A 13,770-nucleotide genomic window follows, 5' to 3' on the forward strand; every position below is an offset into this window, starting at 1 on the left:
AGAGGGCGGTTCTCGCCGTGTCGCCACAGTCCCCCAGTAACTCGAGCATCTCGACCGACACCGACCAAGCGGGCAACGCGGGCAAGAACCCCGCGGCCGCCTTCGGTGCCAACGAATGGCTCGTCGACGAGATCTATCAGCAGTACCTCCAGGACCCGAACTCCGTGGACCGAGCCTGGTGGGACTTCTTCGCCGACTACAAGCCCGGAGCGGCCGCTGCCCAGTCCGCCTCCGGCACCGCGGCCACGGACTCCGGCAGCACCCCCCAGGCCTCCCCCGCGCCGCAGGCGCAGGCGCCCGCCCCGGCCCAGCCGCAGGCGGCGCCCCAGCAGGCGGCCCCCGCGAAGCAGGCCGCGCAGCCCGCCGCTGCCGCCCCCGCGGCTCCGGCCGCCCCGGCCGCGAAGCCCGCCGCCCCGGCCAAGCCCGCGGCCGCCAAGCCGCAGGCCAAGGCCGCCGCGCCCGCCAAGGACGCCGGCTCGGCGCCCGAGGGTCCGGAGACGGTGACCCTGCGCGGCCCCGCCGCCGCGGTCGCGAAGAACATGAACGCCTCGCTGGAGCTGCCCACGGCCACGTCCGTGCGCGCGGTCCCGGTGAAGCTGCTGTTCGACAACCGCATCGTCATCAACAACCACCTCAAGCGCGCCCGGGGCGGGAAGATCTCCTTCACGCACCTGATCGGCTACGCGATGGTGCAGGCCATCAAGGCCATGCCGGCGATGAACCACTCGTTCGGCGAGAAGGACGGCAAGCCGACCCTCGTCAAGCCGGCGCACGTCAACCTCGGCCTCGCCATCGACCTGGTCAAGCCCAACGGCGACCGCCAGCTGGTCGTCGCGGCGATCAAGAAGGCCGAGACCATGAACTTCTTCGAGTTCTGGCAGGCCTACGAGGACATCGTCCGCCGCGCCCGCGACAACAAGCTGACGATGGACGACTTCTCCGGCGTCACCGTCTCGCTGACCAACCCCGGCGGCCTCGGCACCGTCCACTCCGTGCCGCGCCTGATGCCCGGCCAGTCGGTCATCATGGGCGTCGGCTCCATGGACTACCCGGCGGAGTTCCAGGGCACCTCCCAGGACACCCTGAACAAGCTCGGCATCTCGAAGGTCATGACGCTCACGTCGACCTACGACCACCGGGTCATCCAGGGCGCCGCCTCCGGCGAGTTCCTGCGCCAGGTCGCCAACCTGCTCCTCGGCGAGAACGGCTTCTACGACGAGATCTTCAAGGCGCTGCGCATCCCCTACGAGCCGGTCCGCTGGCTCAAGGACATCGACGCCTCGCACGACGACGACGTCACCAAGGCCGCCCGCGTCTTCGAGCTGATCCACTCCTACCGGGTCCGCGGCCACGTCATGGCCGACACCGACCCGCTGGAGTACCAGCAGCGCAAGCACCCCGACCTGGACATCACCGAGCACGGGCTCACCCTGTGGGACCTGGAGCGCGAGTTCGCGGTCGGCGGCTTCGCCGGCAAGTCCCTGATGAAGCTGCGCGACATCCTCGGCGTGCTGCGCGACTCGTACTGCCGCACCACCGGCGTCGAGTTCATGCACATCCAGGACCCGAAGCAGCGCAAGTGGATCCAGGACCGCATCGAGCGCTCGCACACCAAGCCGGAGCGCGAGGAGCAGCTGCGCATCCTGCGCCGCCTGAACGCGGCGGAGGCCTTCGAGACCTTCCTGCAGACGAAGTACGTCGGCCAGAAGCGGTTCTCCCTGGAGGGCGGCGAGTCCGTCATCCCGCTGCTGGACGCGGTCATCGACTCGGCGGCCGAGTCCCGCCTGGACGAGGTCGTCATCGGCATGGCCCACCGCGGCCGGCTGAACGTCCTGGCCAACGTGGTCGGCAAGTCGTACGCGCAAATCTTCCGCGAGTTCGAGGGCAACCTCGACCCGAAGTCGATGCACGGCTCCGGCGACGTGAAGTACCACCTGGGCGCCGAGGGCACCTTCACCGGCCTGGACGGCGAGCAGATCGCGGTCTCGCTGGTCGCCAACCCCTCGCACCTGGAGGCGGTCGACCCGGTCCTGGAGGGCGTCTCGCGCGCCAAGCAGGACATCATCAACAAGGGCGGCACGGACTTCACCGTCCTGCCGGTGGCGATCCACGGCGACGCGGCCTTCGCGGGCCAGGGCGTGGTGGCCGAGACCCTGAACATGTCGCAGCTGCGCGGCTACCGCACCGGCGGCACGGTCCACGTCGTCATCAACAACCAGGTCGGCTTCACCGCCGCCCCGGAGTCCTCGCGCTCCTCGATGTACGCCACCGACGTGGCCCGCATGATCGAGGCCCCGATCTTCCACGTGAACGGCGACGACCCGGAGGCCTGCGTCCGGGTGGCGCGGCTCGCCTTCGAGTTCCGCCAGGCGTTCAACAAGGACGTGGTGATCGACCTCATCTGCTACCGCCGCCGCGGTCACAACGAGACCGACAACCCGGCCTTCACCCAGCCGCTGATGTACGACCTGATCGACAAGAAGCGCTCGGTGCGCAAGCTGTACACCGAGTCCCTCATCGGTCGCGGCGACATCACCCTGGAGGAGGCCGAGCAGGCGCTGCAGGACTACCAGGGCCAGCTGGAGAAGGTCTTCACCGAGGTCCGCGAGGCCGTCTCGCAGCCGGCCGCCTCGGAGCCCTCGGACCCGCAGGCGGAGTTCCCGGTGTCCGTGAACACCGCGATCACCGCGGAGACCGTCAAGCGGATCGCCGAGTCCCAGGTCAACATCCCCGACCACATCACCGTGCACCCGCGTCTGCTGCCGCAGTTGCAGCGCCGCGCGGCGATGGTCGAGGACGGCACGATCGACTGGGGCATGGGCGAGACCCTGGCCGTCGGCTCGCTGCTCCTGGACGGCGTCCCGGTCCGGCTGTCCGGCCAGGACTCGCAGCGCGGCACCTTCGGGCAGCGCCATGCGGTCGTCATCGACCGTGAGACGGGCGACGAGTTCACGCCGCTGCTGTACCTGTCCGAGGACCAGGCCCGGTACAACGTCTACAACTCCCTGCTCTCCGAGTACGCGGTGATGGGCTTCGAGTACGGCTACTCGCTGGCCCGCCCGGACGCGCTGGTGATGTGGGAGGCGCAGTTCGGCGACTTCGTCAACGGCGCGCAGACGGTCGTGGACGAGTTCATCTCGTCGGCCGAGCAGAAGTGGGCCCAGACCTCCGGCGTCACCCTCCTGCTGCCGCACGGCTACGAGGGCCAGGGCCCGGACCACTCCTCGGCCCGTATCGAGCGCTTCCTCCAGCTCTGCGCGCAGAACAACATGACGGTCGCGATGCCGACCCTGCCGTCGAACTACTTCCACCTCCTGCGGTGGCAGGTGCACAACCCGCACCACAAGCCGCTGGTGGTCTTCACCCCGAAGTCGATGCTGCGCCTGAAGGCCGCGGCCTCGAAGGCGGAGGAGTTCACGACGGGCCAGTTCCGCCCGGTCATCGGCGACGACTCGGTCGACCCGGCCGCCGTCAAGAAGGTCGTCTTCACCGCCGGCAAGGTCTACTACGACCTCGACGCCGAGCGGAAGAAGCGCGGTCTGACGGACACGGCCATCATCCGCATCGAGCGCCTGTACCCGCTGCCGGGTGCCGAGCTCCAGGCGGAGATCGCCAAGTACCCGAACGCCGAGAAGTACCTGTGGGCCCAGGAGGAGCCGGCGAACCAGGGTGCCTGGCCGTTCATCGCGCTCAACCTGATCGACCACCTGGACCTGGCGGTCGGCGCCGACGTCCCGCACGGCGAGCGCCTGCGCCGCATCTCGCGCCCGCACGGCTCGTCCCCGGCCGTCGGTTCCGCCAAGCGGCACCAGGCCGAGCAGGAGCAGCTGGTGCGTGAGGTGTTCGAGGCGTAGCTCCCCCGCGGCGGCGCGACACCGCCGCGCGGCGCGTCCGGGCCGGGCCGCATCTCCTCTTCGGGGGTGCGGCCCGGCCCTTTGCCTGCACTTATCCTTGACGGCATGTACTTCACCGACCGTGGCATCGAGGAGCTGGAGAAGCGGCGCGGCGAGGAGGAGGTCACCTTCGAGTGGCTCGCCGAGCAGCTGCGGACCTTCGTCGACCTGAACCCGGACTTCGAAGTGCCGGTGGAGCGGCTGGCCACGTGGCTGGCGCGGCTGGACGACGAGGACGAGGACGAGTAGGCACGCACAGCCCTTACGGGCCGACGGCGCCCCGGGATGCCGTCAGGAGCGCCTGGAGAGGCCGTACGCCGTCCCGAGCGCGCCGTGCGCGAGCAGCAGTGCCCCCGCGGTGGTCCAGCCGCCGCTGCGGCGCCGCAGGCCCCAGAAGGTGAGCGGCAGACCGGCCGCCATCTGCGCCAGGGCGCGGGCTCCGGGGCCGCCCACCCAGGGCATCCAGGCGGCGAGGCGGCTCTCGTCGGCGGTCGGACGGCGCCCGGGGGCCTCGGTCCGCCGGGAGCCGGGCAGGACGCCGGCGGCCGTTCCGAGGCGGTCCGCGCCTTCACCGGGGCCGAGCCCGGCGGGGAGAGTGATCCCCGCGCGCGTGAGCACCGCCAGCAGTCCCCGCAGCCTGGCGAGCGCGTCGGCCTCGCGGTCCCGGCGGGTCAGTCCGTCCAGCGCCTGGAGGTCAAGAACGGGGTCCAGCCCGAGCCGGACGGCGAACGTGCGCATGGCCTCCTCCTCGCCGGCCGGGGTGCCGTCCGCGAGCCACACGTAGCCGACGGGGCGGCGGAAGCCCGACGCGAGGGTGTAGCCGGCCCGGTCGGCGTCCCACCACAGGGCCAGTACGGGCCAGTCGGCGCCGACGGCGAGCGCCGCGGCCCAGCCGGTGACCACGCGGTCGACCGGTTCGCCGCCGTGCCGCCAGGGCCCGCCCTCCGGGACGAGCACGCTCCATCGCTCGCCGGCCGGGACCAGTGGCATGCGTTCGCCCAGCAGCGGGGCGACGGCGGCAACGGAGTCCGGACCGGCGCGGCACAGGAGCAGGGCGCCGGGGCCGACGGCGGAGTCGGGGGCGAACTCTTCTGTCGACATGCTCACAAACTAAGTCAAATCCCCATCGTCGGCCGGTCACGCATCACCGGAACGAGTGTCTTGACTTTCCGTGCCCGCGATATATCGTGAATAGTGAAGGACGCGATATGCCGCGTTCGGTCGAGGAGGTCTGCACCATGTCCGAGTGGTCCGTCGCGGAGCCCAGGAAGCTCACCTTCGACGAGTCCGTCAGCGAGCTCCAGGTACGCATCGTCCATGGAACAGTGAACGTCGTGGGCACGGACGAGGGTTCCGCCCGCCTGGAGGTCTCCGAGATCGAGGGGCCACCCCTGATCGTGACCCAGCAGGACGGCGTGCTCACCGTGGCCTACGAGGACCTGCCCTGGAAGGGCTTCCTCAAATGGCTCGACCGCAAGGGCTGGCGCCGCAACGCGGTGGTCTCCCTCGCCGTTCCGACCAGCACCCGCGTGGAGGTCGGGGTGGTCGGTGCGGCGGCCGTCGTCTCGGGGCTGGCGGGCCGCGCCGAGGTGAAGGGCGTCTTCGGGGACACCACGCTGGTGAGCCTCACGGGCCCGGTCCGCGCCGACACCGTCTCGGGGAACGTGGAGGCGCAGGCCCTCTCCGGCGACCTGCGCTTCAATTCGGTCTCCGGGGACCTCACGGTGGTGGAGGCGGGTTCCTCCGTGCGGGCCGACTCGGTGAGCGGTTCGATGGTCGTCGACCTGGACACGACGGGCGGGCCGACCGACATCAGCCTGAACAGCGTCTCGGGCGAGATCGCCATCCGGCTGCCGCAGCCGGCCGACGCGAAGGTGGAGGCCAACACGGCGAGCGGCTCCGTCTCCAACGCCTTCGAGGACCTGCGGGTGACCGGCCAGTGGGGCGCCAAGCGGATCACCGGCCGGCTCGGCGCGGGCAACGGCCGGCTGAAGGCCACCACGGTCTCCGGCTCGATCGCCCTGCTGCGCCGCCCGGCGACGGAGGAGGCGCCGTGGGAGGACGATGCGCCGGGTCCGGCTTCCGGCCCGGTGGGCGACGGGCAGGACGACTCGGGGGACAATTCCGCTTCCGGCCGGGACCACGGCGCCACCGGCGCCCCGGCCGACAGCACGACCGACAAGAAGGTGCTCTGACATGCCCCCCGTCTTCGCGCACGGCCGCCTCCGCCTCTACCTCCTCAAGCTCCTGGACGAGGCACCGCGCCACGGCTACGAGGTGATCCGCCTCCTCGAGGAGCGCTTCCAGGGCCTGTACGCGCCGTCGGCGGGCACGGTGTACCCGCGCCTGGCCAAGCTGGAGGCCGAGGGCCTGGTCACCCACACCACCGAGGGCGGACGCAAGGTGTACGCCATCACGGACGCCGGCCGTGCCGAGTTGTCCGACCGCAGCGGTGAACTGGCCGACCTGGAGCTGGAGATCCGCGAGTCGGTCGCCGAGCTCGCCGCCGAGATCCGGGCCGACGTCCGCGGTGCCGCGGGTGACCTGCGCCGGGAGATGCGCGCCGCGGCCGGCGCGGCACGCCGGGGCACCGGCTCCGGTGCGCAGGGCGAGGGGGACTCCTTCGCCACCGGCACCGCGGGCGCCGACGACAAGGAGGCCTGGCGCGCGGCCAAGGAGGAGATGCGGCGCGTCAAGCAGGAGTGGAAGGAGCAGGCCCGCCGCGCCAAGGACGAGAGCCGCCGCGCCCGCGAGGAGGCCCAGCGGGCCCGGCGCCAGGCCAAGGAGGCCCAGGAGCGGGCCCGGACGCAGGCGCAGGAGGAAGTGCAGCGCATCGCCCAGCGGGTCCAGGAACAGGTGCAGGACCACTTCGCACGGGGCGACTGGCCGACGGGGCTGCGCGAGGGACTCAGCGAACTGGCCAAGGAGGTCGGAGACTTCGGCAAGGACTTCGGGAAGGAGTTCGGCCGGGACTGGGGCTTCGGCCGCTCCGACGACGCCACGTCCGGGCACCGGGCCGAGTACTCCGCCACGCCCGAGGACTTCCCGGCCGGTTACGAGCCCGCCTGGGCCCACGAGGACACCGCGGAGTCCACCGGCGATCCCGCCCGTGACCTGGACCGGCTGCTCGACCGCTTCCGGGACGACATCCGGGACGCGGCCCGGGACCACGGGGTCACGGCCGACCAGCTCCGCGAGTCACGCCGGCACCTGTCGGCAGCCGCGGCTCACATCGGAGCGATACTGCGGGCCCCCAAGCCCTGAGCCCCGGGGGCCGCGGAGCCGCTTCCGTCAGGCGCAGGCCTCCCCCGAGTCGCCGCCCAGCACCCTGGTCAGCGACTCGTACGTCACTCCGTGGTCGGCGAGCACCTCGGCGGGCACACCGGGGCGGACGGTCAGGGCGAGGAGGATGTGCTCGTCCCCGATCCACCGGTCGCGCCGGTCGACGGCGACCCGGAGGGCCTGCTCCAGCGCCTCCTTGGCGCCCTTGCCGAAGCTGCGGTGTCCGGACCACCAGCGCCGGTCCTTCCGGTCACCGGACATCGCGCCGACGCCGTGGGTCTCCTCCACCCGGGCGACGATCTCGGAGACGTCGATCCCGAGCCCGGCGAGCGCGTCGGCCTCGGCCTGCGACAGTCCGGCACGGCGCCGGGCCTCCGCCAGCGCCTGCCGCACCGCGTCACCGCGCCCTCCGGCTCCGAGCACCCCCAGTGCCCGCAGCGCGAAGGAGCCGCAGCTGCCCTCCCGGTCGAGCAGCGCCAGCAGCAGGTGCTCGGGGCCGACGGTCTGCGCCCGCGCCTCCTCGGCGTGCCGGACCGCCTCCTGCACCACGTCCCGGGCGTCCTTCGTGAACCGATTGAACATCAATGCCTCCCGTACTTCTTGTGCACGGCCTGCCTGCTGACCCCGAGTTCGGTGGCGATCTCCTGCCACGACCACCCCTGGTTGCGTGCGCCGCGCACCTGCACCGCCTCGAGCTGCTCCAGCAGCCTGCGCAGTGCGGCGACGGCCCGCAGCCCGACCCGAGGATCGCGATCACCCGCGCGCGCGGCGAGATCGGTTGCTTCGCTCATGCAGTCAACATAGGTTGACGCCCGCGCCTTGTCAATGCTGGTTGACAAGGCGCGGGTGCGGGAGGCACCTGGAGAAGGCGTCAGGAGCCGCTGAGCACGATCTTGCCGAACTGCTCCCCGGAGGCCATCCGCTCGAATCCCTCGCGGGCCCGGTCCAGCGGGAGCACCTCGTCGATGACGGGACGGACACCGGTGGCGGCGCAGAAAGAGAGCAGGTCCTCCAGTTCCTCCTTGGTGCCCATCGTGGAACCGACGACCTTGAGCTCCAGGAAGAAGATGCGGGTCAGCTCGGCGTGGGAGGGCCGGTCGCCGCTGGTGGCACCGGAAATGACCAGGGTGCCGCCCGGCTTGAGCGACTTCACCGAGTGGGACCAGGTGGCCGCACCCACGGTCTCGATGACGGCGTCGACCCGCTGCGGCAGCCGCGCGCCCGTCTCCACGGCCTCCATGGCGCCCAGCTCCAGGGCGCGCTTGCGCTTGGCCTCGTCCCGGCTGGTGGCGAAGACCCGCAGCCCCGCCGCCTTGCCGAGCACGATCGCGGCCGTGGCGACCCCGCCGCCGGCGCCCTGCACCAGCACGGAGTCCCCGGGGCGCACCCCGGCGTTGGTGAACAGCATCCGGTACGCCGTCAGCCAGGCGGTCGGCAGACAGGCGGCCTCCGCGAAGGAGAGTTCCTTCGGCTTGGGCAGGACGTTCCAGGTCGGCACGGCGACCCGCTCGGCGAACGTGCCCTGGTAGCGCTCGGTGAGGATCGAGCGGGGCTCCTTCGGGCCGACGCCGTGACCGGTCTGGCCGATCACGGAGTGCAGGACGACCTCGTTGCCGTCCTCGTCGACACCGGCGGCGTCGCAGCCGAGGATCATCGGGAGCCGGTCCTCGGGGAGGCCGACGCCGCGCAGGGACCACAGGTCGTGATGGTTGAGGGAGGCGGCCCTGACATCGACGACACTCCAGCCGGGGCGGGCCTCGGGAGCCGGGCGCTCTCCCAACTCCAGGCCGGTCAGCGGCTGGTCGCGGTCGATTCGGGCGGCGTAGACAGCGAACATGACCTTGACGATAGGTAACACACCCGCCGACCGGAACCACGACACCGTGTGACACACGCCCTCTTGCCGCCGGCCACCCCGGCTGCGGGCAGCCCCCGGCCACACCGACGCCGCCCAGCCCGAAAAGCGAACGGCCCCGTCCGCCAGGGACGAGGCCGCTCACCACAAGCAAGGCGTCACACGGTCACCGCCGCGCGACCCCCTCCGCACGGGCCGCCGCCGCCACCGCCGCCGTGACCGCCGGCGCCACGCGCTCGTCGAACGGGGACGGGATGACGTAGTCCGCGGCGAGGTCGTCGCCCACCACGGAGGCCAGCGCCTCGGCCGCCGCGAGCTTCATGCCCTCGGTGATCCGCGACGCCCGCACCTGCAGCGCGCCCGCGAAGATGCCCGGGAAGGCCAGCACGTTGTTGATCTGGTTGGGGAAGTCCGACCGCCCCGTCGCCACGACCGCCGCGTACTTGTGCGCGACCTCCGGGTGCACCTCGGGGTTCGGGTTGGCCATCGCGAAGACGAAGGCACCCTTCGCCATCGAGGCCACCGCCGGCTCCGGCACCGTACCGCCGGAGACGCCGATGAAGACGTCGGCGCCCGCGAGGGCCGACTCCAGCGAACCGGACAGCCCGGCCTTGTTGGTGAAGGAGGCCAGTTCCTGCTTGACCGGCGTCAGGTCGTCCCGGTCGGCGGAGACCACACCCTTGCGGTCCGTGACCGCGACGTCCCCGATGCCCGCCTCGACCAGCATCTTGGCGATGGCGACACCGGCCGCGCCCGCACCCGAGATCACCGCCCGCAGCTCACCCAGCGTCCGCCCGCTCAGCCGCGCCGCGTTCCGCAGCGCCGCCAGCGTCACGACCGCCGTGCCGTGCTGGTCGTCGTGGAAGATCGGAATGTCGAGCCGCTCCTGGAGCTTGCGCTCGATCTCGAAGCACCGCGGCGCCGAGATGTCCTCCAGGTTCACACCGCCGAAGGAGGGCGCGAGCCGCACCACCGTCTCGACGATGTCGTCCGCATCCGTGCAGTCCAGCGCGATCGGAACCGCGTCCACGCCGCCGAACTGCTTGAAAAGGATCGCCTTCCCCTCCATCACCGGAAGGGAGGCCTCGGGGCCGATGTCCCCGAGCCCCAGAACCGCAGTACCGTCCGTCACGACCGCCACGACCGACGACTTCCACGTGTAGTCGTGCACCAGGTCGGGCTGCTCGGCGATCGCGCTGCACACTTTCGCGACGCCGGGCGTGTACGCCAGGGACAGGTCGTCCTTGTCGCGGACCGGCACGGTGGCCTGCACGGCCATCTTGCCGCCGCGGTGCAGCGCGAACGCTGGGTCGAAGGAGTCGAGGGGCTCCCCCGTCTCCTGCTCCGTACCGGCGTCGCTGTCGCTGCGAGGATTGACGATCTCCGCTGCCACTTGTCTTACCCCTTAAGAGTTCATGGTTTGAGGGTTTGTCCACTCCTGGTGAGGAATGGGCGGGCACCGCACAGGTGGATGGCCGTTGGGGCCACAGGGAGGCCTGCGCGACGGGCGCGCCGCACACGCGCCCTGAGCCCCTGATGAGGGGTGTAAAGAACCTTCTTACCCGACGGATGCCCCCTGCGACGAGTCGGATAAGGGCAAGCTCACATGCCGGACCTCGGTCGCCGCATGTCGGTGACATGACTCATAGGCGAGTATCCGGACAACTTCGCCGGAGCCCTTGACAGGCGTCGGCGACAAGCTCTTGACGGACACGCACACCGCCGGACTCTCTTCGCATTTCCAGGAATGCCGAAGATCTTTCGGCCGGAAGAGGAGATTCCCGTAAAGGTTCGGTCGTGTTGTACCGGCCTGGTGCGGTTCGGGGGGTCACCCGTTATCCGATTTTGACATGACGTCCCCCCTGAATGGCCGAGTCCGAATGGCAAGATGCCGTAATCACACGAGGTCGCGACACTCGAAGGCGTGTGCTCTCGTCGACCCACGGCGCCTGCCGGTCCCCCGGCAGGCGCCCCGCCCCACCGGAACTCCACCGTCCCCATCGGCATCTCCTTTCATCCGCCGGAGGAACCACCATGACCGCACGCTCCACCCGTCGTACGACCGCCGCGCACTCCCGGACAGCAGCGGTCGGTGCGATCGCGGTCGCAGGCGCCCTGCTGCTCGCCGGATGCGGCGACCAGACCGAGAACAGCGGCTCCGGCAGCGACGACCAGTCCGCCGTGGCGGCCCCGCTGGCCGACAAGCTGCCGCAGGAAATTCGCGACGCAGGCGTCATCAAGGTCGGTTCCGACATCGCGTACGCCCCGGTCGAGTTCAAGGACAAGTCCGGCAAGACAGTCGGCATCGACCCCGACCTCGCGGACGCCATGGGCAAGCAGCTCGGCGTGAAGTTCGAGTTCGCGAACGGCACCTTCGACACCCTGATCACCGGTCTGCGTTCCGGGCGCTACGACATCGCGATGTCGGCGATGACCGACACCAAGGAACGCCAGGAGGGCATCGACTCCGAGACCGGCAAGAAGGTCGGCCAGGGCGTCGACTTCGTGGACTACTTCACCGCCGGTGTCTCGATCTACACCAAGAAGGGCGACGACCAGGGCATCAAGACCTGGTCCGACCTGTGCGGCAAGAAGCTGGTCCTCCAGCGCGGCACGGTCTCCGAGGACCTCGCCAAGGCCGAGAACGAGAAGTGCCCGGCCGGCAAGAAGATCACCATCGAGCCCTACGACAACGACCAGCAGGCCCAGACCCGCCTGCGCGCGGGCGGCGCCGACGCCGGTTCCTCCGACTTCCCGGTCGCGGCGTACGCGGTGAAGACCTCCGGCGGCGGCAAGGACTTCCAGATCGTCGGCGAGCAGGTCGAGGCCGCCCCGTACGGCATCGCGGTCGCCAAGGACAACACCCAGCTGCGGGACGCCCTGAAGGCGGCGCTGGACGCGATCATCGCTAACGGCGAGTACGAGAAGGTCCTCGACAAGTGGGGCGTGGCGGAAGGCGCCGTCACCGAGGCCACCGTCAACGCCGGCAAGTGACACCCGGCGGGCGCTGAAAGGCAACATCCGTGACTGTTGACATCGACAAGACGGCGGGCGGCCCGGCCGACACCCCGCCGGCCGGGCCGGAGGCCATCAAGGCCATCCCGGTCCGGCACTACGGGCGGTATGTCTCCGCGACCGTGGCGCTCGCGCTGCTGGCCGCGGTCGTGTACGCGTTCTCCCAGGGCAAGATCAACTGGGGCGCGATCCCCGACTACTTCTTCGACGACCGGATCGTCTCCGGTGTGGGCAAGACGCTGCTGATCACCGTCCTGGCCATGGCGATCGGCATCTTCGGCGGCATCCTGCTCGCCGTCATGCGGCTGTCGAAGAACCCGGTGACCTCGTCCATCGCGTGGTTCTACATCTGGTTCTTCCGCGGCACGCCGGTCCTGGTGCAGCTGGTGGTCTGGTTCAACCTGGGCCTGGTCTTCGAGTACATCAACCTCGGCCCGGTCTACCGGGACGAGTGGTCGGACTTCATGACGCCGTTCCTGACGGTGCTGCTCGGCCTCGGCCTCAACGAGGCCGCGTACATGGCGGAGATCTGCCGGGCCGGTCTGCTCGCGGTCGACGAGGGCCAGACCGAGGCGGCGCACGCGCTGGGCATGAGCCACACCAAGACGCTGCGCCGGATCGTGATCCCGCAGGCGATGCGCGTGATCGTGCCGCCCACGGGCAACGAGGTCGTCAACATGCTGAAGACGACGTCACTGGTCTCGGTCGTCCAGTACCCCGAGCTGTTCCGCGCGGCCCAGGACATCGGCCAGACCTCCGGCGCACCGGCCGAGATGCTGTTCCTGGCGGCGGCCTGGTACCTGCTGCTGACCTCGGTCTTCAGCGTGGGCCAGTACTACCTGGAGCGGTACTACGCGCGAGGTTCGAGCAGGTCCCTGCCGGCCACCCCGTTCCAGAAGATCAAGGCGAACGTGCTGTCACTGTCCAGCCGCTCCAAGCCGACGGGAGGCACCGCATGACCGCCATGGTGAAGGCCGAGGGCGTCCACAAGTCCTTCGGCGCGGTCGAGGTCCTCAAGGGCATCGACCTGGAGGTGAAGCAGGGCGAGGTGTTTTGCCTCATCGGCCCCTCCGGCTCCGGCAAGTCCACCTTCCTCAGGTGTATCAACCACCTCGAGAAGATCAACGCCGGGCGTCTGTACGTCGACGGCGAGCTGGTCGGCTACCGCCAGAAGGGGGACAAGCTCTACGAACTGAAGGACAGCGAGGTCGCCCTGAAGCGCCGGGACATCGGTATGGTCTTCCAGCGCTTCAACCTGTTCCCGCACATGACGGCCGTCGAGAACGTCATGGAGGCTCCGGTCCAGGTCAAGGGCGTGAGCAAGGCGCAGGCCAGGGAGCGTGCCACCGCCCTCCTGGAGCGGGTGGGCCTCGGCGACAAGGCCGGCAACTACCCCTCGCAGCTCTCCGGCGGCCAGCAGCAGCGCGTCGCCATCGCCCGCGCGCTGGCGATGGACCCGAAGCTGATGCTGTTCGACGAGCCGACCTCGGCCCTCGACCCGGAGCTGGTCGGTGACGTCCTGGACGTCATGCGCGACCTCGCCGAGTCCGGCATGACGATGGTCGTCGTGACCCACGAGATGGGCTTCGCCCGTGAGGTCGGCGACAGTCTGGTCTTCATGGACGGCGGCGTGGTCGTGGAGTCGGGCAACCCGCGCGACGTCCTGACGGATCCGCAGCAGGAGCGGACCAAGGCGTTCCTGTCCAAGGTCCTCTGAGCACCCGC

At 70.5% G+C, this 13,770-nt stretch carries 12 protein-coding genes; 7 read left to right on the forward strand and 5 right to left on the reverse strand.

Going from position 1 to position 13,770, the window contains the following annotated elements; translation table 11 throughout:
• Window positions 1-17: 17 nt before the first annotated feature.
• Both AMK11_RS06760 and AMK11_RS06765 read left to right on the forward strand, forming a co-directional pair.
• Window positions 18-3,854, forward strand: coding sequence for a multifunctional oxoglutarate decarboxylase/oxoglutarate dehydrogenase thiamine pyrophosphate-binding subunit/dihydrolipoyllysine-residue succinyltransferase subunit (locus tag AMK11_RS06760; RefSeq protein ID WP_073725630.1), 3,837 nt, complete (start codon window positions 18-20; stop codon window positions 3,852-3,854).
• Window positions 3,855-3,959: 105 nt separating this feature from the next.
• Window positions 3,960-4,142: a DUF6104 family protein gene (locus AMK11_RS06765; RefSeq protein ID WP_003961784.1), complete on the forward strand. Its 183-nt coding sequence runs from the start codon at window positions 3,960-3,962 to the stop codon at window positions 4,140-4,142.
• 42 nt (window positions 4,143-4,184) lie between these two features.
• Here the strand turns inward: AMK11_RS06765 and AMK11_RS06770 are convergent, their stop codons facing one another.
• On the reverse strand, window positions 4,185-4,994 hold the full coding sequence (locus AMK11_RS06770; RefSeq protein WP_073724256.1) for a hypothetical protein: 810 nt from the start codon (window positions 4,992-4,994) through the stop codon (window positions 4,185-4,187).
• Window positions 4,995-5,131: 137 nt separating this feature from the next.
• Here AMK11_RS06770 and AMK11_RS06775 point away from each other — a divergent pair, with 137 nt between their 5' ends.
• A complete protein-coding gene (locus AMK11_RS06775) occupies window positions 5,132-6,088 on the forward strand; it encodes a DUF4097 family beta strand repeat-containing protein (protein ID WP_158070970.1) in 957 nt (318 codons plus the stop codon).
• Window position 6,089: 1 nt separating this feature from the next.
• Complete coding sequence (locus AMK11_RS06780; RefSeq protein WP_073724260.1) at window positions 6,090-7,157, forward strand: PadR family transcriptional regulator; 1,068 nt, start codon at window positions 6,090-6,092, stop codon at window positions 7,155-7,157.
• Window positions 7,158-7,184: 27 nt separating this feature from the next.
• Here the strand turns inward: AMK11_RS06780 and AMK11_RS06785 are convergent, their stop codons facing one another.
• From AMK11_RS06785 to AMK11_RS06800, 4 genes are all read right to left on the reverse strand, one after another.
• The gene (locus AMK11_RS06785; RefSeq protein WP_073724262.1) at window positions 7,185-7,757 is read right to left on the reverse strand and encodes a Clp protease N-terminal domain-containing protein; all 573 of its coding nucleotides are present in this window, start codon (window positions 7,755-7,757) and stop codon (window positions 7,185-7,187) included.
• Window positions 7,757-7,966: an HTH domain-containing protein gene (locus AMK11_RS06790; protein ID WP_043383227.1), complete on the reverse strand. Its 210-nt coding sequence runs from the start codon at window positions 7,964-7,966 to the stop codon at window positions 7,757-7,759. The genes AMK11_RS06785 and AMK11_RS06790 overlap by 1 nt, the downstream gene beginning before the upstream one ends.
• Window positions 7,967-8,046: 80 nt before the next feature.
• Entirely contained in the window at window positions 8,047-9,012 is a 966-nt protein-coding gene (locus AMK11_RS06795; protein ID WP_073724264.1) for a zinc-binding dehydrogenase, read from the reverse strand.
• Between the two features lie 184 nt (window positions 9,013-9,196).
• Complete coding sequence (locus tag AMK11_RS06800) at window positions 9,197-10,423, reverse strand: NAD(P)-dependent malic enzyme (protein WP_073724266.1); 1,227 nt, start codon at window positions 10,421-10,423, stop codon at window positions 9,197-9,199.
• A gap of 641 nt (window positions 10,424-11,064) precedes the next feature.
• Between AMK11_RS06800 and AMK11_RS06805 the strand changes: the two genes are divergently transcribed.
• Genes AMK11_RS06805 through AMK11_RS06815 form a run of 3 tightly spaced genes read left to right on the forward strand, consistent with a single transcriptional unit; the run spans window position 11,065 to window position 13,762 of the window.
• On the forward strand, window positions 11,065-12,024 hold the full coding sequence (locus AMK11_RS06805; RefSeq protein ID WP_073724268.1) for an ABC transporter substrate-binding protein: 960 nt from the start codon (window positions 11,065-11,067) through the stop codon (window positions 12,022-12,024).
• A 29-nt stretch (window positions 12,025-12,053) separates the two neighbouring features.
• The gene (locus AMK11_RS06810; protein WP_073724270.1) at window positions 12,054-13,004 is read left to right on the forward strand and encodes an amino acid ABC transporter permease; all 951 of its coding nucleotides are present in this window, start codon (window positions 12,054-12,056) and stop codon (window positions 13,002-13,004) included.
• Window positions 13,001-13,762: an amino acid ABC transporter ATP-binding protein gene (locus AMK11_RS06815; RefSeq protein WP_073724272.1), complete on the forward strand. Its 762-nt coding sequence runs from the start codon at window positions 13,001-13,003 to the stop codon at window positions 13,760-13,762. The genes AMK11_RS06810 and AMK11_RS06815 overlap by 4 nt, the downstream gene beginning before the upstream one ends.
• Window positions 13,763-13,770: the final 8 nt, after the last annotated feature.

The sequence above is a fragment of the Streptomyces sp. CB02414 genome, from assembly GCF_001905385.1.
Lineage (GTDB): Bacteria > Actinomycetota > Actinomycetes > Streptomycetales > Streptomycetaceae > Streptomyces.